The 23,952-nt window shown below is 58.4% G+C and carries 14 protein-coding genes and 3 pseudogenes; 3 read left to right on the top strand and 14 right to left on the bottom strand.

What is annotated here, in order from left to right:
- The 7 genes and pseudogenes from EOD29_RS28265 to EOD29_RS28235 form a co-directional block, all read right to left on the bottom strand.
- On the bottom strand, positions 1-685 hold a 685-nt coding region (locus tag EOD29_RS28265), incomplete at its 3' end, for an aldehyde dehydrogenase family protein (protein WP_127248573.1).
- A 415-nt stretch (positions 686-1,100) separates the two neighbouring features.
- Positions 1,101-1,826: pseudogene (locus EOD29_RS38055) on the bottom strand (pitrilysin family protein); the annotation flags it as partial.
- Between the two features lie 549 nt (positions 1,827-2,375).
- Positions 2,376-3,679: pseudogene (locus tag EOD29_RS28255) on the bottom strand (pitrilysin family protein); the annotation flags it as partial.
- 1,950 nt (positions 3,680-5,629) lie between these two features.
- On the bottom strand, positions 5,630-6,958 hold the full coding sequence (locus EOD29_RS28250; RefSeq protein ID WP_127248572.1) for a HAMP domain-containing sensor histidine kinase: 1,329 nt from the start codon (positions 6,956-6,958) through the stop codon (positions 5,630-5,632).
- Entirely contained in the window at positions 6,955-7,614 is a 660-nt protein-coding gene (locus EOD29_RS28245) for a response regulator transcription factor (protein ID WP_127248576.1), read from the bottom strand. The genes EOD29_RS28250 and EOD29_RS28245 overlap by 4 nt, the downstream gene beginning before the upstream one ends.
- A 619-nt stretch (positions 7,615-8,233) precedes the next feature.
- A pseudogene (locus EOD29_RS28240) lies at positions 8,234-8,667 on the bottom strand (helix-turn-helix domain-containing protein); the annotation flags it as partial.
- Positions 8,668-8,911: 244 nt separating this feature from the next.
- Complete coding sequence (locus EOD29_RS28235) at positions 8,912-9,370, bottom strand: response regulator transcription factor (protein WP_224570033.1); 459 nt, start codon at positions 9,368-9,370, stop codon at positions 8,912-8,914.
- Positions 9,371-10,124: 754 nt separating this feature from the next.
- Here EOD29_RS28235 and EOD29_RS28230 point away from each other — a divergent pair.
- Together EOD29_RS28230 and EOD29_RS28225 are read left to right on the top strand one after the other, a co-directional pair.
- Positions 10,125-11,246 (top strand): DUF418 domain-containing protein, encoded by a 1,122-nt coding sequence (locus tag EOD29_RS28230; protein WP_024505387.1) that lies wholly within the window; start codon positions 10,125-10,127, stop codon positions 11,244-11,246.
- 1,543 nt (positions 11,247-12,789) lie between these two features.
- Positions 12,790-13,002: a cold-shock protein gene (locus tag EOD29_RS28225; RefSeq protein WP_008874821.1), complete on the top strand. Its 213-nt coding sequence runs from the start codon at positions 12,790-12,792 to the stop codon at positions 13,000-13,002.
- Between the two features lie 228 nt (positions 13,003-13,230).
- On the opposite strand, the gene EOD29_RS28220 is transcribed toward EOD29_RS28225, so the two are convergent.
- From EOD29_RS28220 to EOD29_RS28195, 6 genes are all read right to left on the bottom strand, one after another.
- Positions 13,231-13,701, bottom strand: a complete 471-nt coding sequence (locus EOD29_RS28220; protein WP_024505385.1) for a MucR family transcriptional regulator — start codon at positions 13,699-13,701, stop codon at positions 13,231-13,233.
- A gap of 894 nt (positions 13,702-14,595) precedes the next feature.
- Positions 14,596-15,138: a tetratricopeptide repeat protein gene (locus EOD29_RS28215; protein WP_081714429.1), complete on the bottom strand. Its 543-nt coding sequence runs from the start codon at positions 15,136-15,138 to the stop codon at positions 14,596-14,598.
- 53 nt (positions 15,139-15,191) lie between these two features.
- Positions 15,192-17,255, bottom strand: a complete 2,064-nt coding sequence (gene sctV, locus EOD29_RS28210) for a type III secretion system export apparatus subunit SctV (protein WP_063169272.1) — start codon at positions 17,253-17,255, stop codon at positions 15,192-15,194.
- Between the two features lie 232 nt (positions 17,256-17,487).
- A complete protein-coding gene (locus EOD29_RS28205) occupies positions 17,488-18,378 on the bottom strand; it encodes a hypothetical protein (protein ID WP_127248571.1) in 891 nt (296 codons plus the stop codon).
- Positions 18,379-18,495: 117 nt separating this feature from the next.
- Positions 18,496-18,738, bottom strand: a complete 243-nt coding sequence (locus EOD29_RS37420; protein WP_224570034.1) for a nodulation protein NopA — start codon at positions 18,736-18,738, stop codon at positions 18,496-18,498.
- 72 nt (positions 18,739-18,810) lie between these two features.
- Positions 18,811-19,140 carry a hypothetical protein gene (locus EOD29_RS28195; protein WP_081714433.1) on the bottom strand — a complete coding sequence of 110 codons (330 nt, stop codon included), beginning with the start codon at positions 19,138-19,140 and terminating at the stop codon, positions 18,811-18,813.
- Positions 19,141-20,491: 1,351 nt separating this feature from the next.
- On the opposite strand from EOD29_RS28195, the gene EOD29_RS28190 reads away from it, so the two are divergent.
- Positions 20,492-22,603 (top strand): hypothetical protein, encoded by a 2,112-nt coding sequence (locus EOD29_RS28190; RefSeq protein ID WP_245475461.1) that lies wholly within the window; start codon positions 20,492-20,494, stop codon positions 22,601-22,603.
- Between the two features lie 542 nt (positions 22,604-23,145).
- On the opposite strand, the gene EOD29_RS28185 is transcribed toward EOD29_RS28190, so the two are convergent.
- Entirely contained in the window at positions 23,146-23,949 is an 804-nt protein-coding gene (locus EOD29_RS28185; protein WP_024505378.1) for a hypothetical protein, read from the bottom strand.
- Positions 23,950-23,952 lie beyond the last annotated feature (3 nt).

The raw sequence follows: 23,952 nt of genomic DNA, 5'->3' as shown, positions 1-23,952 counted from the left end.
AGAGTTCACGGCCCACGCGATCACCTTCGGACGCATAGATCAGGTTGACCACGCCATCGGGAAAGCCGGCCTGATGGGCGAGGGCGAACATTGCGCCAGCCACGAGCGGCGTCTGTTCAGCGGGCTTGAGCACGATTGTGCAGCCTGCAGCCAAGGCCGGCGAGATTTTGCGCGCCACCATGGAGGCCGGGAAATTCCATGGCGTGATCGTGCCAACAACGCCGATGGGCTGCTTGATCACTAGCATTCGGCGGTCTGTCGAGGGTGCCGAGATCGTCTCGCCATAGACGCGATTGGCCTCCTCGGCATACCATTGCAGATACGCCGCCGCATGCGATACCTCTGAAATGGCTTCGGCAAGCGGCTTGCCCATTTCCGCAGTCAGAATCGCGGCGAGATCGCCTGCATGGTCGATGATCAGCTGATGCCATCGCCAAAGAACGTCGCTACGTTCTCGGGCCGTCAACGCGGCCCATCCCGACTGCGCAACATAGGCCTTGTCTACCGCAGCACGTGTCTCCTCCACGCCCATATCGGGAAGCTCTGCCAAAACTTCGCCGGTCGACGGATTGACGACCTCGAACGTCTTATTGCCAACTGGTCTGCCGAGTGCCGGCAGGCGGTCGATGGCTCCAAACAGGTGCGGGGATTTCAGACGGCGGATCATCGGCAGGCACAGGGGCAATACCGGATTCCTCCTCAACGCAGCGAACATCCAGGTCGACAGGCCGTCAGTGTGTATTCTGCACCAGTGGGTTCGTCGTAGGGCCTCGGCAAAGCAGCTGGTAGACCACGCTAGCCCGATGAAAAGACAGCAGTTTCGTTAGTTTGAGTGCCCGCGGTTCATCAATTGATGGATTAAGCAGTCGGATGTTTGCTTCATCCACCATGCCTGCTGGTGGCATGCGACGGAATTCTGCAAAAAGGCGGCATACATGCTGAGGAGCGCCATTTCGGCGAGAGGCCGCCGGACCGCCAATGCCGCGCAAGGTCGGCGAAAACGACTCCGCGCGTCTGCATGATCTGCTTGGCCCACGGGCCTCCACATTCGCTCTTCCCACGAGAAGCCCCGATGAAGAAGGAAGGTGAGATGAGTTTCTTTACTCATCCTTGCCGCCCAGCGGCGGGCCGACCACCAAAATGGCGGGCTCGGCCGAAAGCAGCTTTTTGGCCGCCGCCTTGACCTGTTTGAGCGTCACCCGACCGATGCTGCGGGCGCGACGCTGGTTGTAGTCGACGTCGGCCTTGTGAATCTGCAAATCCAGGAGCCGGTCTGCGATCGAGCGGGTCGAGCCCAGTTGGTCGATGGCATAGGCGCCGATCAGGTGCTTCTTCGCCGCCTTGAGCTCGGCCCCGGTCGGTCCTTGCTGCGCCATCTGCTTTACCACATCTCGCACGATGCTCAGTGTTTGGGCAGCGCAGTCCGAGCGTGTCTCTGTCGTAACCAGAAGCGAGTCAAGGGTTAGTTCAGAGCTGACGTGATAGGCAAGGCCGCGTTTTTGACGTACCTCCTCGTAAAGGCGGGAAGTCAAGTATGAGCCGCCAAGGATGTCGTTCAGCAGCACGGCCGCGTAGAAATCCGGCGCGCTAGGCTTCACGCCAGGCCAGGCCAACGTCAGCGAAGTCTGCGGCAGGTCGTAGTTCTCCTCCACCAGTTGACCGAGTTTCGGCGCGACATCGTAGACGGGGACGAGGGTTTGTTGCTCAGGCAAATCACCAAACAGCTGGTCAAGCCTTTCCCTCAACGTGTTCGCGTCAATGTCACCCACCACGGCAATATGGAGCCCGTCGCGAGCGAAAATGGCCTGGTGGAAGGCGCGGAGGTCGGACGGCGTGATGCCGGGCAGGCTCTCTTTTGTGCCTTCTCCCAGCCTTGAACAAGGATGCGCGCCATAGATCGCGCGCAGCCATTTGCGCTGAGCGATGGCGTTAGGGTCTCGCTCGCTGCCGACGATGCGGGAGACAATCTCGGCGCGGACGCGATCGATCGGCCCCTGGTCGAAGCGCGGCGCGTTCAGCGCGAGCCGAAGCAGGCCGAACGCCGCGTCCTGCTTTTTGGAAAGCATGCACACCGATCCGTAGATGTCGTCGCTTTGCGCGTCCAAACTCATTTCGGCGCCGGCATGGTCGAGCTTCACCTGGAAGGCATCGCTGTCGTAATGGCCAGCGCCTTCGATGAACAGGCCGGCCATCAGTTTGGCCATCCCCTCCTTCCCGACCGGGTCCTGCTTGGTGCCGCCCTTGAAGGCAAAGCCGATGTTGACGATTTCCACTGTGTGGTCCTCCACCAGCCAGGCGATGATGCCCTTTTCGGACTTCACCTCCTGGATGTTCATCGCAGCATGGGGCCGAGCGCCGAGCGTCATCTCTTGATTCTGCGTCTTGGGCAAGAGATAGCCCGTGGTCGAACGGTCGAACGCGAGATAGCGGGCGGCAACTGCTTTGATTTGCTCGGGGGTAACCTTGCGGATGCGATTCGGCCGTTCCTCGACATCCTTCACGGTACCGCCGGTGGCCAGCGTCGAGCCGTAGATGCTGGGGAGCCAGTCCAGGTTGTCTTCCGCAAAGATCATATTGCGCAAATAGTGGTCCTTGGCCTTGCCTAGTTCCTCGTTGCTGACACCATCCTCGGCAATGCGGGCGACTTCGGCAGCGGCCGCCGCTTCGAGATCAGCCAGCTTGGCATCGCCGCGCGGTGCGCCATAGATGGCGAACTTGGTGTCGTCGAGCATAGTGCCCTGGAAATAGACGCGGGCGCTGGAAGCGATACCTTGCTGGACAGCGAGCGCCTGGTAGAGCCGGCCGCGGTTACCGCCGCCGAGAATTTCGGCCAGCAGGTCGAGCGCTTCGGCCTCGCCCGGCTTGGCGGTGTGGTAGGACGGCACCACCCACTGCGTCGAAAAACTGGGCACGCTGACGCGGGCGTCTGAGAGCGTGACGGTGCGCCTGGTGTTCTGCTCGGGCTCAACCGGCCGGATGCGCGGCGGCAGGTCAGGTCCACGCGCCACCTTGCCATAGGTCTTTTCGGCCAGCGCCCGCACCGTGTCCGGTTCGACATCGCCGGCCACGATCAGCACGGAGTTGTTGGGCCAATAGTACTTTTCATAGAAGGCGGTGGCGTCGACGCGGTTCAGCTGCTCGATCTCCTGCATCCAGCCGATGATCGGGATGCGATAGGGCTGGTTCTGCCACAGCGTCGCGTCGATCTCCTCATGGAGCACGTCCTGCGGGTTGGTGTCGGTGCTTGAGCGGCGCTCCTCGATGACCACGTCGCGCTCGGTCTTGACGACATCGTCGGTCAGGATGAGGTTTCGCATTCGTCGGCCTCGAAGCTCATCATCAGCTCGAGCGCCGACGGCGCCACTGTCTGATAGAAGGCGGTGTAGTCGGAGGAGGTGAAGGCATTTTGCGAGCCGCCGATCTCGAACACTGCGCGGTCGAATTCGCCGGCCGCATGGTTGGTCGTCGCCTTGAACATCAGATGCTCGAAAAAATGGGCAATGCCGGATTTGCCCGGCGGCTCGTCGGCGCTGCCGATCTTGTACCACACCATGTGGGTGACGATCGGCGCCCGGTGGTTGGGAATGACGACCACCTCCATGCCGTTGTCGAGCACGAAATCCCTCGCCTTGCCGTCCTCCCATGCGACGGGGATCGGAGCCGTCCCCGCGCCGACCAACTCGGACGCAACGGACGTCCTGCGAAGCCCATGAGTGCGGGGCTTGCTTGGTAGTTCTGATAGGGAGAGTGGGGTTATGGGCTGCGTTCCTGGCAAAGTGATCTGTTCCTCATTTTGAAGGATCTATGTCTCCCGAACGCCTATTGGGAGAAAGTGGATCGGCACGCGACGCCGAGCCACATGAGCCGTCAGCGTGTTGCTGGGCCTGACGCGAGCCTCATCTTTGGATGCGTCCGGGAAACTTTCGGCATGGTGAGGCCATGGGAAGTCTGCTCGTTATCCATTGGGTGTTTGCGGATACCTGAGCATGCCCCGTGCCAAGTAAGAAAGCCCCGATTCGCAAGGTTTGATCCAACCTTGATACTTGCGATATCCGACATTGTCGGGCATCCGACAGAAAGCGCCTTTCGCCGGCGCGCCGGCTATGACGCTCGCCTCCTCCGGCGTGACGACGATCCTTTGGCGGGCGCCGCGCACACCGATCTGCCCGCCTATCAGCACCGCGACATCGAAGGACAGCGCGATCGTGACTGGATGGGTCTTACGCAAACATGCAGCAGTGCCGCCGCGATCAGGACTTCATCCGCCCCACAAAGACCCGAGCGCGAGGGACGACGTGTAAGGCAACATGTCATCCTCGATAATGATGCCGCGCATAAAGAGGTAAGGTCCCTCGTCGTACCGGCGAGCCCCTTCGCTGGGTCTCGCGAGGGTCTGGTTTGCGAACGTCGACCGACAGCATCACGGCATGGGCGGCCCCATCGGTAGGCAAGCATTGACCGTGCCATCAGCGTTGAGGCAGCGCAGAGCCCAATTTCCCGGTGCCAGCCGGTACGTTGGAGCTTCAACTGTGGCCAGCCAAGCGGGCCGAGGCCGTGAAACTCCTGATACCCTGGACCGTCCGGATTGCAACGCACGACGCCTTGGTCTCGCGCCAACGTCCATTGACGCTCAGCGAAGCATCATGCGGACGAGCTGGGAAAGCTTGGCCGGGCCGGCGCCTTCCCAGGCGCACGGGACGCGCGACGACCCATGTGGACCTTGGATTTCACTACGCACTTACGCTGCTTTGGCCTTGTCAGCAGCCTGAGCATAAAGCGTGCTCAGCTTTCAGGGCGAGCCTCTTTCATGTTGATAGCATCTGTCGTCATTCAGGATCGCCCCATTTTCGCATGCCGCTTGCAGCTTTCAGACTGTTGTCAGCCAGGGCCGCCATAAAGGGTCTCGTTTAACGCATTCGGGAGGCTTCATCACTCGACCACATTAATTTCGGGCGGTTCGCCGGCGCTCCGAATGGCACTTAACACCAGATCCTCTCCAAACCCGTGATGATCCAAGAGGAAAACGAAAAATCCCTAAATCATAAAAAAGCACCGATACGGTCGGCTCCAGGCTGATGAAATTGCGGTCTCACTGGCCACGCACGATACTTGCGATGGCGATGGCCATTGCAAAGGCCGGTCAAGCACCCAAGACGCTGACAAGCACGCCTCCGACCAAAGCTCGATCGTTGGCAGCCTTTCTAGCCGTATACTTGGGGCATTTTGGGACGGCGATCCGGACGCCGATTAAAACCTGCCGGTCGTCTAAATGGAATGGTTGGTCCGGGTCCTTACTGGACCTGCGCCAACCCGATCGGGCCGGCGCACAGGGGCACCCAGACAATTGGACACGTCGCCTTTTCGCGGCGGCTTGCACTTTCTCGGATGGCCTTTTTTCTCCCCGGGCGAAATCGAGCGAGCGGTGAGGCGGAGCCTTCGATTTTGCCGATCATGTCGTGTCGCTTCGATCGAACTGCTCAGACGATGATAGCGGCATTGATTGCCGCGGCCGAAATGCGTTGTGTGAAGTACGATTTCTACGCCGTATACATACTGCCGTACAGTTCGCCATGTCAGCAGCCTTGCCAGCAATCCGCCCTGTGTCCAACTGTCGTCGAATTCACCGGTGTCATTGAGGAATTCGTATGATCGCCTCGAAACCATCATTGCGACCGCGGGCGGGCGACGCAAGCTCTAGACTGCCACCGATCCGCTGGATAACCATGTTAGCGATATGTAGACCAAGGCCTGAGCCCGCAGCAGGAGTAGCACCACGACTAAATCGCTTTGTAAGCCCTTCGAGGTCGGGGAGGGGCACCACCGGTCCGGCGTTTGCAATAGCGATGGTTCCATCAGTTTGGACGGAAACTGTTGTCGGAACAGTGGGCAGTCCATGTATCAGCGCATTCTCGATCAGGTTACGAAGGAGGATCCCAAACGCATCGACATCCACTTTGCGCATCAAAGTGGGGCAGCCGTCGACGTTAAGATGCAGGCGTCCGGCATATTGCGGCTTTTTCCTCAGGTCGTCGATTTCCAGCCGAACCGATCGGACAAGATCGATCGCGTGATCCGCCATGCCAACCCCCGATTCGGCTTGAGCGAGCTGAAGCACTTTTTCGACAAGGCGGCCAAGGCTCGACAGCGCTTGCTCGATGCCGCGCGCACGCATTTTGGCCGACCCATTGGGAAGCTCGGCCACTAATCTCTGCATCTGAGCGATTGAACCTGCGATCGGCGTGCGCAGTTCATGCGCACTGTTTGCGGCGAACTCGCGTTCGGCCTCGAGAGCCGCCCGCAGACGATCGAGAAGCCGATTGACGGATGCCGCGATTGGAGCCAACTCTGCCGGGAAATCGCCCAAGTCCATTGGTGACAGATTGCCGCCGTCGCGCGATCCGATCTGCTGTCGCAGTACCTCGATTGGCCGCAGCGAGCGCCGGATCACGATCCACCAAACAGCTAAGCTAAAGGGCAGGAGCACGAGTGTCGGAAGGAAGACAAAAAGTGCGCCCTTCGCGATTGTGGTACGGCGGCCATCAAGCGGTTCGGCCAACTGATGATACACGCCGTCTTGGATCTCCTCTGTGTAGACGCGGTAATCAGCGTTTCGCCAAAAGCCGTTACTCAGGGGAGCATCAGGGAAGGGCTGCTGACCCTCTTCCGGTTCAGAAATAAGCACTACCCCGTACTTATTAATAACCTGCTCACGATAGGTCCAGTACTTTTCATAAGTTGGCAAGTGGTTATTGTATTGATCAACGTGTTTTCCATTCAAGACCTTGATCAGCTCTGGTTCTCTGTACTCTGCGCTCGCCTGGAGCAAGTCATCCGAACTTTCGTTTACATTATTGCAAAAAATGAACGCAGCAATGGTTGGGGCGGCGATCCAAACCAGGAGCGTTGCCCCGCCTAACCACGATATCAGCTTTCTCGTCATGCTGTTCGAGTTCGTCATGTGACCACGAGCCTGTATCCGGAGCCACGCACGGTTGCTATTCTATCCCCGCCGATCTTCTTGCGGAGCCGGCTGACATAAACCTCCACTGTGTTGCTCTCGAACTCCGAATTGAATGAATAAAGCGCGTGCTCGATCCTCCCCTTTGAAACGACCGAACCGGGCCGGCGTAGAAGGCAGTCGAGCACCGCCCATTCGCGTCCAGACAGGTGGACCTCCTGCCCGTCGCGGAAGAGGCGTCGCTCGGCTGCCTGTATGGAAAGCGTCCCAACCGAAAATTGCGGCTCCGGAAAATGCCCTTGGCGACGTGCCACTGCACGGATGCGTGCCGAGAGTTCCCCCAGATCGAACGGCTTGACCAAATAGTCGTCGGCGCCAGCGTTGAGCCCCTCGATGCGATGCGAAATCCGATCGCGGGCTGTCAGAATGATGACCGGCGTTGTATTAAGCCCCTTGATCAGCTCCCGCAGATAGTCGATGCCATTGCCGTCCGGCAGGTGAACGTCGAGCAAAATAAGGTCGTAGCCGGCCACAGCTGCATGACCGCGCGCTTCGGACAGGTTCTTGGCCCAGTCGACCGCGTGGCCACCAGCCACCAAATGATCGTGCACAGCACTTCCAAGGTCCTTATCGTCTTCAGTGAGCAGTATTCGCATCATGCTGCCGAGCTCCGGTATGAGGGCAAGGCTCCCATCTTATTGGTCGAAGCTGACAGTAGGCTGAACCGGCGCCAGCGAATATCTGGGGGCTTTCAGGCTGCTGTCAGCTACAATTGCAAGAAAGGGGTCGTTAACAAAGCCAAACGAAGAGGCCTTATGAAACCCCTCCTGATCTCGGCACTTTTGCTCAATGTGACCACCGGCGGCTGTACACTGGTTGGCGGGCAATTCGACGTGGCGGTCAACGAATGGCAGCCGCGCCACGCGTCAATGTCCAGGCTTGAAACTGACAGGTGTCTTAAATACGAGGGCACCGTAGCGGGTGCCTCCAGTTATCGAACAGTGCCTAGCAGGTCAGAAGTGCACTTTGACCATAGGGGTCGTCCGTATTTTCGGCGCTCGCGAACAGAGTCGACGGTCAATCGATGCGCCACTGCCAGAGTCTGGAACGGTCAAGTGTTTGTTATCCCCCGTCCGGGCCATATTCTCTGCCGAGGACCAAGAAGGCCCTATTTTCGGTGCCCACGAACAGAGCCAACGGTCAATCGATGCGCCACTGCCAGGGTCTGGAACGGTCAAGTGTTTGTGATCCCCTGTCCCGGCCGTGTTCTCTGCCGAACTCGCCCTTGTAGTCGGCACACCAAAGATCGTTAGGGCGACAGCCGTTTGAAAGTGGTGTCCCCGTCGCCCTGTTGCGCCTGCGCTTGCGGCGCTCGACCATGCCGTGGCGGTCGAGCACGGCATGCACGGTCGAGATCGCGGGCCGGTGCACATCCGGATACAGCCGGGCCAGCCGCTCGCGTATCTTCGGCGCACCCCATGTCGGCTTGTCTTGCTTGAGGCGCACAATCAGCTTCTCGATTTGAAACGGAAGCTGATTGGCGTGGCGATAGGGCCGCCGCGATCGGTCCGTCAGCCCCTCCAGGCCGCTGTCGTTGTAGCGCGTGAGGATCTTGTAGCCGGTCTTGCGCGAGATATCGAACTCCCGGCAAAGCACCGCCATCTTCTCGCGTCCAGCAGCCGGGCGACGAACTTCAGCCGCTCTTCCATGACGTTGCACTCCTTCCAAGGCACCTTGCTCTCCTTGCAAAGGGCCGAAAGTGTAACCCATCTATCCGGAATGAACTGTCACCCATCTCTCGGGAAGGGCAGTCATGGCCAAGGCAACTGGAAGCCGAATTTTCTTTTAGAGTATGAATCAGCGCCGTCTGCCGAAAAGCGCGTCCACGATCTTCCCTTTTGAAACGACCGTGCAGGGCTGGGGCAGACGGTAGTCGAGCACCGCCCATCCGCGTCAAGTCAGGTAGACCTCCTGCCCGTCGCGGAAGAGGCGTCGCTCGGCTGCCTGTATGGAAAGCGTCCCAACCGAAAATTGCGGCTCCGGAAAATGCCCATGGCGACGTGCCACTGCATGGATACGCGCTGAGAGTTCCCCCAGATCGAACGGCTTGACCAAATAGTCGTCGGCTCCAGCGTTGAAGCCCTCGATGCGATGCGAAATCCGATCGCAGGCTGTCAGAATGATGACCGGTGCCGATTCAAGTTCCTTGATCAGCTCCCGCAGATAGTCGATCCCATTGCCGTCCGGCAGGTGAACGTCGAGCAAAATAAGGTCGTAGCCGACCACAGCTGCATAATCGCGCGCTTCGGACAGGTTCTTGGCCCAGTCGACCGCGTGGCCACCAGCCACCAAATGATCGTGCATAGCACTTCCAAGGTCCTTATCGTCTTCAGTGAGCAGTATTCGCATCATGCTGCCGAGCTCCGGTATGAGGGCAAGGCTCCCATCTTATTGGTCGAAGCTGACAATAGGCTGAACCGGCGGCAGCGAATTATTTGGGGAGCTTTCAGGCTGCTGTCAGCTACAACTTGCAAGAAAGGGGTCGTTAACAAAGCCAAACGAAGAGCCCCTATGAAACCCGTCCTGACCTCGGCACTTTTGCTCAATGTGACCCCCGGCGGCTGCATCAGCAAATTGATTTGGGAAACAGGCGCGCCGGTTCTAATGACCGACGCAGGCCGAGGTCTGGAACAGCTGGACCAGCGAACGGCGTCTTCGGTTTTTCAGGCAACAGCCACATGGAAGAATATGATTGGCTCGACCATGCGCCGAGCTTTGTCGAACGGATTGGTCGCGGGCGCACTACCACAGATTATGGCAGGTTTACGCCCTGGCCTTGACACCCGGGGTGATCGTCACCGGCGGAGCCGCGGCGTACTGATCGGATATCTAACGTCGCTGAGTCTCTCGTCGGTGCAGTGGATCTCTCGGCTTAGCCATCATGCAAAAAACGACGGTTCCGCGACACCACTTTTCAGGTCCGTGACACAGGCTTTGTGAGCCGATCTGTTGTTCTTACCCCAGGCTAATGGCTGAACAGCTCTGTCGCCGGCTCGATGCGCCAGATGGCGCGATGTTTTGAACCCTTTCACGAGGCGACGGCAGCAGCCGACCGGCTCTCCTATCGCGGCTCCCGCGATCCACACACCCAACAAGGGAATCTACCATGGTAATGAAGGCACCGGTTGCCGACGCTAGGAATGGGTCGGTAGTAGATCGGCTGGTCGGCATCGACCTCGCTCGGGGCCTGGCTGTCTTCGGGATGTATGCCGCCCATCTCGGTCCCGACCCCGGCGAAGGAGGACTAGTCGGGTTTCTGATGGAACTAACCCATGGGCGGCCGTCGGCCCTGTTTGCCGTATTGGCCGGTTTTTCAATCCTCCTGATTACAGGTCGCAAGGCGCCGAAGTCGGGGATAGCCGGTAGACAGGCCATCGCCAGAGTCGCAATTCGTGCCCTTGTTTTGCTCGCGCTTGGCTCAATCCTGGGCTGCCTCGGTACCCAGGTCGAAGTCATCCTAGAATACTACGGAATTTGCTTCTTGTTGGTATTGCCGCTCCATCGGCTCAGCGCATATCAGCTGGGCTTGATCGCTGCCGCTACGGCATTAGTTCTCCCGCAAGTCCGTTCCTCCCTTCTGTCGGTTGCCCCCAACCTCCTCGACCCGGTCTTCAACCTCATGGTCAACGGCTACTATCCCGCGGTGACCTGGGTTCCTTTCCTCATCGCTGGCATGGCCATCGCGCGCCTTAATCTTAATACGCTAGCAGCGCATTGGCGCCTTGGTCTGGCGGGGGTCGCGCTGGCCGTGTTGGGCCATGGGGGATCCTTGCTCGCGCTGAGTTCCCGCGCTTTGACTGAAACCTCCTTGTGGTGGTCTGACGTTGACGGCGCTTTTGAGCCTTCCAAGTCGTCATTTATAGTCAAGTCGTCATGGATAGCCGCACCTCATAGCGAAACGACGCTTTCGATCGTGGGCAGCACCGGTTGCGCAATGATCATCTTGGCGGCTTGCATGCTCGCTGTGGATGCGCTCCCGCGTCTGCGAAAGCTGGTCTGGCCAATAATCGCAGTCGGCTCGATGTCTTTGACGGCCTATGTGCTGCACATTGCGGGAATAGCCTATCTTATGAAGATAAACATTTTCAAAGACGAGAGCCTGTCCACGCTCTTTGGCTTCGTTGTGGTTATCAGCACTTTTGCGGTGCTTTGGCTGCGCGTCTTCCAGCGAGGACCGATGGAAGTGCTGATGGGTAGGGTCGCAGATCTCGCGCGTCACATCCGCTGAGCACCGCCGCGCCCCGGCCTCCCGATCACATTACGGACAAGGTGGGGCTTTGTCCAAAGCTTGTTCGCGGCAGGGGAGGGTACTTCCTCCCACCCTGCCGCCTTGTTGATGGAAGCTAAAACGGTCGCGCAGGCGCTAGAGTTGCATCGGCATAATCAGCTTAAACTCGCGAAGTTAAACCCGCGGTTGGTCTATCTCGGCCCGCCTCACCTGAAAGGCTAAGGTATCCGTTTCGGTCAAGGGTTTTAGGGGCCATTTTCGCTGCGCCTTGAGGAGAGCGTTTGCTAGGATGAGGAGCTTTCGCAACAAGATGATGACCTTTGCGGGTTTGCCTGCCGCCTTTAGCGCCTGGTATTTTGCCTTGAGGTCGGGGTTGAAGCGCAGGGCGAAGGGCCGGGCATGTAGAGGGCCTGGCGAACATTGGCCCGGCCGCCCCGGATGAAGGCGCGGCCGCTCCATTTTGCCGAGGCCGGCGAGGCTTGCGGCCTTTGGTTCCGAGTTCCGGCATGTCGATGGTGAGTGTGCAGGCGGTGGCATCCGATGCGCCATATGCTGGTCAGGATTTCGCGGCGCTGGACAGCGTCGGGATCGGCTTTCATGAGGGTAAGCATCGTCTGATCGATATCGCTGAGTTCACGTGGATCTGCTTCCAGCCACTCGTTGTTGTGGCGCCTGAGCAAGGCAAGCGGTCAAGATCTGGCTCTGGTGCTGGCTGCGGTGCGATCCCCGCACGGGCCAGGTGCCGATCGTGTCGACGATCCACCTCGCCGCGACCAGAGAGCTGCTACTCTCTTCCGCTGTTCATTCTGGCCTCTTCGCAATGAATGTCATAAAATCACCTGTCGCAATTAATGGTTTTTGATTTGGCTCCAACAGCTGGCAGATATCGCCGAGAGTTCCGCAGAGAGCGTCGAAAGTTTTGGCCGCCTTCTTCCGCAGCCGCGCCTTGAGTTTTGAGCAGACCTGTCTTGATCGGGTTGAGATCGGGCGAGCATGGCGGCAGGATCAGGAGCCAGTGCCCCTTTGGCCAACCAGTGGGCGGCGCGTACCTTGCCGACAATCTGGGGTTCCGAACCCGACAGTTGGTTTTCAACCCGACAGTGGCCCGCCTCAGAGCAGGCTACCGCCCTTCGGAGCAGGCAGAAGCTAATCGAGGTTCGCGGGTTCCGGTTTGAATGTGCAGGTCGCTGCGCGCCTGATCTTTCGGTCTGGCGGCACATGACAAAAACCCTCATTTTGGCCGACGATACCCGGTCAGGAGCGGGTATCGCAGTCGAGAAGCGACCCGAGCACGTCCACAAGATGTGCCGAGTTTGCAAGGTGTGTCATTGTTTCTGTCAACGTTCGAGCGACAGCGCACGACGAAACGTCTGGCATACGCCTCGTCTGGCACGCGCCTCGCATATGTTGCAGTTGCTGCTGGAGATCAGGCGATCGAGTGGGCCTTGCAATTTTCCGATTTTGATGCGCCTAAAGTCTCGTGTACAAATCAGGCTGGCGTGAATGGCCTGCCTAAGTTGCGACTTATTACAAAGGAATGGATATGGCGACTGGAACGGTGAAGTGGTTCAACAGCACGAAGGGTTTTGGTTTTATTCAGCCTGACAACGGCGGTCAGGATGTCTTTGTCCACATTTCCGCTGTTGAACGAGCGGGCCTGTCGACCCTTAATGAGGGCCAGAAGATCAACTACGAGGTGGAACAGGATCGCCGCACGGGAAAGTCCTCTGCAGGCAGCCTCAGCAAGGCTGGCTAACGGTCCGGGAAAGCCTTGGCAAGGTTCGTCATCGCCGGAACGCATTGACGGCTCGAAACCCGGGCCGGAGCATGCAAGTTAATGCCGCGGCAGGGATTGCTGGAGCCATCATGAATTACTCTGGAAATGAGGCTCTTGGACGGGAAAGGCGGGGCTCATCCCCGCCCTTTGATTCCGCGCAGATTGGGCCAACGGCTGCTGCGCGTCCGAACGACTGTTGATACGGATTTAGGCTGCGACCTTCTTGCGGGTCCGTTTCGCCGGCGCCGTGGCTGGGGCTTCCGGCTCTTTCGGTTTGCGGCCGAGTCCCATGGTCTTGGCCAAGGCGGAGCGCGCAGCGGCGTAATTCGGCGCCACCATGGGATAATCCGACGGCAGACCCCATTTGGCGCGATATTCGTCTGGGGTCAGACCATAGTGCGTCGCCAGATGGCGCTTTAGCGATTTGAATTTCTTGCCGTCTTCAAGGCTAATGATGTAGTCCGGTTCGATCGACTTTTTGATCGGGACAGCAGGTTTTTTTACAGGCACAGGCTCTTCTGCCGGTATGAGTCCAGCCGTGCCGTTTAGAGCCCCGTGCACTTGGGCGATCAGGGCAGGAAGCTCCCCCGCCGGGACGGGGTTGTTGGAGACGTAGGCTGATACAACATCGGCAGTGAGCTCGATGAGGATGTCGGTCTTGTGGGGTTCTTCTGTCATAAACTTCTCCGGGCAGCTTGAAACACAGTTGGGCGAAGTGTCGCTTCATAGTGGCGGTTGCCGCTGAAAGCAAATGGATCGACGGGTGCGCTGCTCCTCCACCATTGAAGTCTCGGCGACGCATCCCGTCATCGTCCATCGCTAAAGGCAGCGTATTGAATTATGGGAGCGTTCGCGCCCGCCCCACCATAGCGATACAGCAAGACAATCAAAAAAGCCGGTCTTTGCTTGGCCCCAAATCTTTTCTCCTTTCGTGAACGCTGAGCTGCCAAGCTGCTACAGTTCACCTCGCGGGGCAACCGTGCACAACACAGGAGTCGCCCGAGCGATACATTCTTCACTTGCCGCTTATCAGCGCTGGTGATTGCACTTTGCAGCCTGCCTCCGGACCCGCAGCGCTCACGCTGTTGGTTTTGCACCTGCAGGCGTCGGAAGTCGGATCGCCGCAGCTAATTTCCTCAGGCGGACGAATTCAACAAATCGATTGTTTGGATCGAAGGCATCCACACCATCGATGCCTCTAGAATATGATCCAGCTACAATCACCGTGCTGTAATGGCAGGGACGGCCAGCACAAGCGCGACACGATCCGGCGGGTCCATCGCTGCGTTACGTATTCATGGCTACTGCATCGGGCGCTCGGTCGACCGCCTTAAGCCAGGTCGCCGCATTGCGAGACGGTGACCGGCGAGGGAGAGGGCGCTCTGGCAACGAAGCGAGGCGGGTGGCCTTGCGGGTGGCCGCGTGATGTCATCCGGCTCTCCTGCCGATCTCTGCCGGCCAGATCTGGAGCAACTGTTTTGCATAGATATGGCTCTCTTCAGGGGGCCATCTATGATGGGAGCCGAGCGCGTGTTCGAGCCGGGGAACAGGCTGCGCATGCACTGTGCCCACCTATTGCGATCGTGCTAACCTTGGTTGTTTGGACTTGCCGTTAAAGGCAAGCGACAGATTGAAGTTATGCTGCACCATCTGATTGCCTGGCTCGTTTTCGAGAGCTCGCCGATACAGGGCCTGTGCCGCGTCATGCCGCCCCTCAATGTCCAAAATCACGCCCTTCGCATTCAATGCACGTACGTTTCCTGGGGCTGCAACCAAGACGCTGTCGAGCACCTCAACCGCTTCGTGCGGGCGCTTCTGGCCCACCAAGGCATTTGTAAGTCGTATCGCCGCATCAACATTGTCCGGGTGCTGCTTCACCTCATCCCGCAAAGCCCGCTCTTGAACATCCTGACCAACTTCGCGCAAAATGCGTTCGCGCATAGCCGGATCGATTTGATCGGCGCTGAGCAACTCGGGGGAAGATGTCTCCTGCACGGAAAGAGCCGGCTTTTGCCAGCTGGCGCAACCGCCCAAAGGCAGAATGGCGAGTACGGCAAAAAGAAGTGAGTTCCGGCGCAGAAACATAGGCGATGGAGAAACTGTATTACTATTCATGTTATCTCTCAGTTATCGGGGAGGCGCGTGGCGTTCAGTTAGGAAAGGTGGGACTACTCTAACAATCCGCTGTTCGATCCGTGCGGGAGTGTGACGGATCCTGCGGGGCGAATTGTAAAGTCGGAGGCGAGGTCTTGATAAGACAGCACGGCGAGATCAACCCCGTTTCGCGTCAGAAAGCCGCGGACGAAACGTCGGACATCCATCGACGTCAACAGAATAGGGCGGGTTTGACCCGGTTCTGCGTTCGAAAGGACCTGACGTATCTGTGATAGCATGGCTTCGCTTTGCCGATCCTCCAGTGCGAGATAGGGGCCTGCATCCGAATCTCGAACCGCGCCACGCATCACATCCTCGCTCTCGCGCTCGACGACCAGGGCGGACACGATGCCCTCCGTGTTGGCATGGCGGTGGCAGATCTGTCGCTTCAAACCAGAACGGACATATTCCGTCAGCAGGGCAACGTTTTGCTCACGCTCGCTCCATTCGGCCAATGCCTCCAACACGAGACGGGTGTGGCGGATTGGGATACCTTCCTCCAGGAGGCGGCGCAGAACATCGGCAATCCGAGGAATCGGCGTCGTGCGTAGCACCTCTTTCACAAGCTCAGAATATTCCTGCTCCATTCGGCCCAGGAAATGTCGGGTCTCTTGGATGCCCACCAATCGCGGTGCGTAGCGGGTCAACGCTGCATGGACGCGCAAGGCGAGGAGTTCGCCGGGAGCCCTATGCTCCGTGCCGGCGCCCGTAAGGGCCTTTGCAGGGGTATGTTCAACCGGGAGTCTGTCCGTTTTCGGCTCACGTCTAAGGGGGACACCGCTCGAGTCGACGTGCGCTACATCGGCTCGGAGCGCCATCTGGTTTGGATCTAAGGCGTCCTGTTCGACTGGCACGCCCTCGACATCAATTCGGAATTGCGATTCAGGCAGCTGCTCGTCAACCAAGACAGGGATGCGAGGAACGATAATGCCCAGATCGGCTGTGACCAGGAGCGAAACGCGCCCAATATGTTTTTGCAATTCGGCTTGATCGACCGCCTGCATAAGATCTGGCGCTAGAAAAAATGCGATCGGGAATTCCTTCGCAGGCGCGGCTTGCTTAGGCTCCGCTGCAGTTCCACCTTTCGCATCGGCAGTGCCGGCGCCCAGCACATCAGCCTTGACAATGCTTACCGCAGCGAACACTGCGGCCAGCATCAGAAAGACGGGGAGGGGAAACCCAGGAACGAACCCCATTACAACCAGGACGCCGGCCGCCAGTCGCAAGGCTCGAGTGCTGGCCGTGAGCTGACTGACCATTTCTGTACCGAGGTTGATCCTCGCCGTCCCAGTCACACGGGTGACGATGGTCGCCGCAGTAATGGAGAGCAGAAGGGCCGGAATCTGCGATATCAATGCATCGCCTATCGTCAGCAGAGTGTAGTGATGCAGTACCTCGCCGAAGGACATGCCCTTGGAGAGCAGGCCGATCGAAATTCCACCCAGCATGTTGATGCAGATAACCACCAGCCCGGCGATGGAATCGCCCTTCACAAATTTCATCGCGCCGTCCATCGCGCCATAGAGTTGGCTTTCCTTCTCCAATTCGGCGCGCCGCCGGCGGGATTCGTTGGCATCGATGTGGCCGTTGCGTAGCTCTGCGTCGACCGCCATTTGCTTGCCCGGCAGAGCATCCAGCGTGAAACGCGCCGCCACTTCTGCCACCCGTTCGGCACCCTTCGCGAGGACCATGAATTGCACCATGGTGACGACCAGAAATATGACGAAACCCACCACGATATTGCCTGAAATGACGAAATCGCCAAAAGTATGAATAATGCTGCCGGCCTCCCCCTCGGCCAGGATCAGTCGCGTCGTTGCGACCGTGAGCGCGAGACGGAAGACAGTGGAAATCAAAATAACGCCGGGCAAAGAGGAAAAATCAAGTGGAGTACTGACATACAGGGCAACCATCATCAGCAGTATGGCCAACCCCATATTGAATCCTATCAGGGCGTCGACCACCACGACCGGGATAGGCATGACCATCATCGCGACAGCCAGAAGCAGCATCAACGCAACCATTAAATCCGGGCTGGCCGGCGCACGCTTGATGAAGTCACGCAGGACGTTGGCCATCGAGATACCTTTGCAATCGGTTGAGACTTACTCTGCTGTTACGCCATGAAACGTGGCTTTCGAACTCCGAAGGCGCCTCAGCCTTGGCCAGCGCGTGACCCTGCATGAGAGCCACAAGCAGGCGCGAAATGGCTGGGCAGCAAATGTTTCCAACGCAGCCAGCTTGTCAGCACCGAGCGCGGCAGGATGTTTGGCTGGCCATAGAGTGCTGCTTGATGGGGCCTGCGAGCTTTCAATATTGGAGAGCAGCAATGCGGCCATTCCTGCTCAGCAGCACACGGCTGTCCTCAATACGTTCGACCACCCATCCATCAGCCAAAATGGCGCCGACAAAATACTTCTCGCTGTCGATGACAATATATGGTTGGACCCCATGCCACACAGCTTCGACCGCGATTGCGGATGGCGCCTTCTCCTCTTTGATGAGCACTCCGTTCACCAGTGTTAGAGTACCCTTGGTGCGACGATCGAACGATTGCTGAAGCTTCTGCCAGCTGATGACCGATTCAGACGTGACGGTGCCTTCGGCGGTCACAACACCCTTTGCCGACCCAATCTTGACGTCGAGAAGACCCGCTCGATCGACTTCCTCCTGCAGCTCTTGGGCCGCTGCCTCCGTAAGTTCATTGTCAGCGCGGTGACTGATCGTTCTGGACGCGACTTCAGCCCGAAGTGAATTGGGGCTCGATCCACTTGCATTGCCAAGATAGGAGATCGTGCCTGAAAGCGCGCCGATCCCGAGTGAGCTGATTATGACCATGGCGAGCACACCGATCGGTAGGCGCGGTATGCCGGTCGAACCAGGCGGCTCTGCATCCTGCACGGACAAAGCAATGGACATCTCGCCTACGAGCAGGACGACAGGAAGGGGCACAACAACGGACTGGCCTGCGGCGATATTCCGGTTGCCCTCGATACTGATTCCGGGTGCAAGCGCCTCCAGTTCGATCGACTTGCCAAGAAGAGTTACACGAAGGTGATGCGGTGCCAGTCCCTGCTCGACAAAGACCAAATCGGCATCGAAGCCGCTGCCGATTAAACACTTTTGAAGATCCGTCTTGCCGGTCAGACCGCAATAGTGCCCCGAACGCACTTCGAAACGGAGGGAAACGGCGTCATCCACAGAGCATCTCTCAAACAGGATAGAAGCCGCATGGCAATTGCCATGCGGCTCATTTCGGGACTACGTCGCGTCAATAAGGAGACGCGCTAGGGGGCAGTCTAAAACCCGCCTCCGACATTACGAAACGCGTTCGTCGGCGGCCTTCTTGATGGTCTGGAGATTGGTCGTTAGAGTGCGCAACTGGACACTCCTTTTCGTCGCCTCCAAGCTAACATTGGTTAGTTCCTGCACTTGCGCCTGAAAAGCAGTAGCATCAGCTCCGCTTGTATTGCCGGGAGTGCCACTGTTAGTTTTATCGGTATTGCCGGCGCTACTGGTATTGGTATTGCCTGATTTTTTATTATTATCAACTGCAGCCATGATCATTCCTTTTTCTGTTGGAGTTGTGCCGTCAATAACGGCCTGTATGACCTCACGCCGGATTTTCCCGCGTCAGGCATCTTCTGTGTCATCCAAAGCTTCATCGGCCTCAGCCATCGCATCGTTCGCGAATTGGAACGCGAACGATCGCAGGATACTTTGGAAGGCTTCACTTTGTGCTGCAGACTGTGAGTTGTCTTGAAGTTGATCATTTGAAACGGTCCGGTTATCCGCCCGATCGTTCCCGCCAGCTGCCTTGCCATCATTCCCACCAGCTGGCTTGCCATCATTGCCATCAGCCGGCTTGCCATCACCAGAATGCTCGGATTTCGAATCCCCATGGCCCTTTCGGATCAAGGAAGTCCCGAGGTTGCCAACTCCACTCCCAATTGCTGCTATCATCAGGTACTCCGGCATTTGCCATTGGCGGCGACGTGTTAAAGGTTAACCTCGATCAAGCTAAGGGCGGGAGCTTTCGAGAACCTGACGGCTTTTGACAAAAACCGGCCAGCGCAAAAACCGTATGCTCTGCAGGATGTTGCTCTCGCATCGAACAGTCGACCACGATCTCGGCTGTTCGGCCAATCCCGCCGTCCACGCATGCCGCGACCGAATGGCAGCCGCAGCAGCTCGTTTGCATCTCGACGCTGTGGTGTCGAACAGGAGACACGGTCCACGTGCTGCATGACCGCAATGACCATATTCTTGCTGGCTCCACGGGCGCACGCAACGAGCAGGAACTCGGTCTTTGCATCACCATTCTCTCGCCTGCACATCACGGCCCGGCGCGGTGAGCTCATTGGCCTCGAGAAGGTCGGCGACCGTACGAACATGGGATGGTCTGCCGGCTTTGGGAGGCCGGTGCGGATCCTCTTCTCACCATATCGAAAGCTTGAAGCGGTCGGATTTTCTTGCCCTGTTCGTGAGAACTCCCATCGTCAGCTAATCGTCAGCCAAGCGGTCTATCTAGGCCGGCCGTGCCTGACCTTCGGATCCAAAGGTCCCGTCTCGACACTTTTTGTAACTATAGATCGAAATGGTTTCCCGCGCGATACGCAACGCACACGCTTCTCTGAAGCAAATGTGTGACTTTGTCGGTGGCGAACGAGAGGAGTGACGCATCAATAAAATCGTCAGGCACGTGTCTAGGAAGGGGAGCTGGCCGAGTTGGTCTGATTTCATTCGCTGTTCCTGGAAATCGGCGGACTGAAGCGCTGATAATCTCAGGACATCGATGGCAACGTTGCGAAAGTCCTGTGAGCTCGGGCCAATCTTGGCCTGCTACTGAGAAGCACTTTGGCGGGAACATTACGCCGTCGCGGGTCTGGCTGACCGTGACGTTAACCGAAAGATGCCGCTGGTCTCGTCAGCCGCCAGCACAATAGCAGCACATTCTCGCCTACTACGGAGACGCAATATGAAGGGCATTGGCCGACCACGGAAATCGCAGGCTGAAACTGGAGCCAGCCGCGCGGGGCGGGCGAGCAGTTCCCTTTCGCAATCAAGTCTTGCTGCGGGAGAAGGTGGACAGTCATTCGATTCCGTTGTGGAGCAGATGCGCTCTGGGGACGCCGATAGGAGGCCCTCCTCCCTTCCAGTTGCGCGCGGTCCAGGCGATGCCCGCGAAAGTCTGCCAGGCGCCTCGATTGGCGAAGATCAAATCCTGAACACACCGCCACGTGGAGCCGCTGCGCCACCACGCGGAACCGTAGCGCCACGTGGCGCAGCCGCAAGGCGGCGCGGTTCTCCCTCCATGTCTGAGGGCGAAGCCATGGCGCCGGTCGGTAGCCAACTATCAACCGCGCAGGTGGAAGGCACCAGCTCATCGTCAAATGAAGATATCAGTCCGACACAGCTCAGAATGAACAGTCTTGTTCAACAACTGACTGATTGCGAGGCTGCGGCCAGGAAAACCGACGTCCCCGAGGAGGCGGTGGAGCTGATCAGTCGGGTCGTCGGTGCAGCCTCAGCAATTCTGGAGTACCGCGCTAGCCTGCCTGCGGCTGAGGCGCAGACAATTATGCCAGACGACAAGGTGCGTAGATGTTGCCAGATCGTGTGCGACGCCGCGAATGAAGTAGACCAACTTGGCCTGTCGACGATCACGAAATTGGACGAAAAGACCAAGATAGCGGCAGGTATGGTCGATAGACTCTACTCCTACTCCCAGGCGGACCGGCAGGAGCTGTTGATTTTAAATGTGGAGAACCACCATACGGCGGCAATTAAGTGGTGGGAAAAAAAGGCATGGCGCTCCGAACGACAGCGATCCGCCTGCGCTGCCACCGCTAGCCTATCCAGTGGTACGCCCGTGATGCGGGAAGCCGAGCGGTGCGCACTGCGGCTGCGTGCCGGCTCGGTACTGAGTGTCAGGATCTGGCTGGTCCGTGAGCGGATCGGTCTTGCGCGGGCCAAGATTGAACTGCGGGCGAGCAGGTTCGAGCCAGATTTGAAGGAACTCCTCGTCGGTCGAAATGGAGTGGTGCAGCTGATGGCAAGCGCCGCTCAAGAAGCTCTTCGCGCCCTCTCTTTGGCGAAGGGCATAATGGATGGCAAAACACTCAACGCTCATGATTGCGCGGTTGTAGAAAAAATCATGGAGCGGCTTTCGGATTTTGGATTGGCGTTGCACGAGGTGCATACCAAGCTAAGCCATACCTACCCAGATGCCGGCCTCCCATTGAAACTGTTCGAACGGATCGTGGACGATGCATGGATCACTGCGCACGATGCCATGCACTTGTTGAACCTGCAGTCTCCGCCGTCAGCCATCATGGCGCCACAGGCCCAGGCGGGCGCTGCGATGCCGGCCAGGGCAGGCGCTGCGATACCGGCTGACACTGCTGGTACGGCTGCAGTGTCAGAAGGCACTACAGCGCGAAGGAAAGGGAAGTCAAAGCATAAGTCGGCAGCTCGCGCCGGGACTTCTGCCGCCGGGCAGCCATCAACACCAGTCGCTGCGAACGCCGGCACAGTGCCAGCAGCCAAGGTTCTCGCGCGCTCGGATCAAGTTGCGAGTACACAGGTGAGAGCGCAAGAGGTGGCTGCGAGTTCGTCGGGGGCAGGCTCGACAATCGGGGGCGCCGCGTTGTCAATGGAGGTATTGACGGAGCGGCTCAAACGATTGGACGAACTTTTGCAGTTCGATCTGGCCGGTCAGCAAAGCGTCGTCTCCCAAGTGCGCCAGATGAAGCCTGAGGAGGCCGGTAAGGTCGTGGACGATGTGGCCCAGTACCTGCGAGCCCAGGCCATTGAGATGCAAACCTGTCTCGCCGGGTTGCAGGGGCGTAATGTACGCCTGCTACTCACCTCCACCCAGCTACCCAAAGTGCACGAACGCACAGACCAGCTCAAAGGGTTGCTGAACATGGTGCTGGGACAGGCCAACGCATTGAATGAAGGAAAAGCCGGCATTACGACTGATTGCATGAAGACCTACGCATTTCCGGCGCAAAAATACCTGGAACATTTGTGCAATGCCGACGAATTGATGCCGCCGGAAGCACCGGTCGCGCTGCGTGGCGAGCCAGGAAAGCTGTTTGAGATGAAGCTGCAGCCCAAGATGCTGGTCAATGGTGCGATGCCGAGCCCGATGTGGGTGCACATCCACACGAGTCGCCCCGTCATGGCCAGAAACTTGGAAGGGCTGGCTGATTCCGAATTCACCGCTTGCCACGTTAAATCCAACGAACAGCGCGGCTACAATCGAGAGCGAGAGGAAGCCGATGCTAGGTCCGGTCGCGAGAAGGTCATAATTCATCGCGGCAAACTCACCCCCGCTTTCTGTAAGTCTTTGTTGACCTCGGGGCTTGGCCGCCAACCACGCAATTCGCGTGCCGAGCTCCCGTCGGCGCAGGCTGCATGACAGGGCACGTACTTTGGAGTCTAGGGCAGAATGCGGCCGGCCACGCTGTGAGTCAGCGAGCATTTCTCCTGGCCAAACCGCGAATGCCGCTGCGCGAGTTGCGGTCCGGCGATTGGAGTCGATCGGCTACCGTCAGGGCCGATTTGCGATGTCGCGTTACCTGCTGTTGACGTGGCGGCGTATCTTGCCTCCCATCCAACTTATCGCCGAGATCGCGCCGCCAAGATCGAGGCGGAAGGTCTTCCTGCGAGCGCGGAGCAGGCATAGCCGATCCGATCGGGATCGGCGCATCGCAACGACCCAACGGTGTGGTGGAGAAAATTGGATTCGGGAGAGCTCGTATCCAAGAGGCGGAGTTCCGGCCCGAATACAATCCGCTCGCAAGCACCCACGATGCGCATCCGCAGTTTATTGTCTGGGAGATGGGCTGGATTGCTCGGCGGCGCTGGCGCTAAGGCGGGGCTGTCGCCGGACAATTAGCATTCACTGCCAACAGCCTTGCAACCGTCACCAGTTGCAAGGCTCGGCGGCGGGTCGACAAATCACATGAAATCGTCGTCGGACCCGCTATCGCTGCTGTCGCTGTCCTCGGTTTTGTGGAGATAGAGTGGAGGTTTGCCTGCACGCTGCCACTCACCGGCACTGTTCTTCGTCCATTTGTCGGGATGCTGCGTAGGGTCAAGCACCAGGTCGCCATGATCCACTTCAACAAACCCCATCGTCTGCGCGCGCGCTTGTGCTTCCGGATTAGCCGCACGCCAATTCAGCAACGGTCGGTCGCCGTCTATCCGAAGTTGATGCTCCAGCAGAATATCGCCCGCATTTTCGACGAGCGGATGGGCGACTTGAAGATCCACTATGGAAGTGACCTCAGTTCGACCAGGAAATTGTTCCCGCCAACTTTCCGATTCGAACTCGTTCATGCTGAATCCGCCTTCCATTCTCAGCAGTCCGGCACTCCGGTCTCCCAATTGGTAACTGAAATATCGCGCGTGCTCCGTATCTCGACGGATGCCATATTGCTGAGCAACGTCCGCGGTGCGCCTGGCTCGTGACGATACGAACTCCGAATACTCTTGAGGATTGTCGGCGATGTGCGTGATTTCATCACCATGAAATTGCCTCACCTGTCTCCTGAAGGAAGTCCTGTTGATCTCCACCACAGGAGGTCGGGAATTGAGGGAGTATGCTTGGGGAGCCGCCGATGATGAGGCGCCGCTACCTTCCGATCCGGATAAGTGCATTCGGGCAAATGTGTCCGCGAACCCTTCGCTTCCTGCATCCGATTGCTCGCCGGCATTATGCGCGCGGTAACTATCGGATGAGCCACCAATTCGACCATACATGAC

This window comes from Mesorhizobium sp. M1A.T.Ca.IN.004.03.1.1, from assembly GCF_003997555.1.
GTDB lineage: Bacteria > Pseudomonadota > Alphaproteobacteria > Rhizobiales > Rhizobiaceae > Mesorhizobium.
Note: the sequence above shows the minus strand (reverse complement) of the source record. Positions and strands in the feature narration are given on the sequence as shown.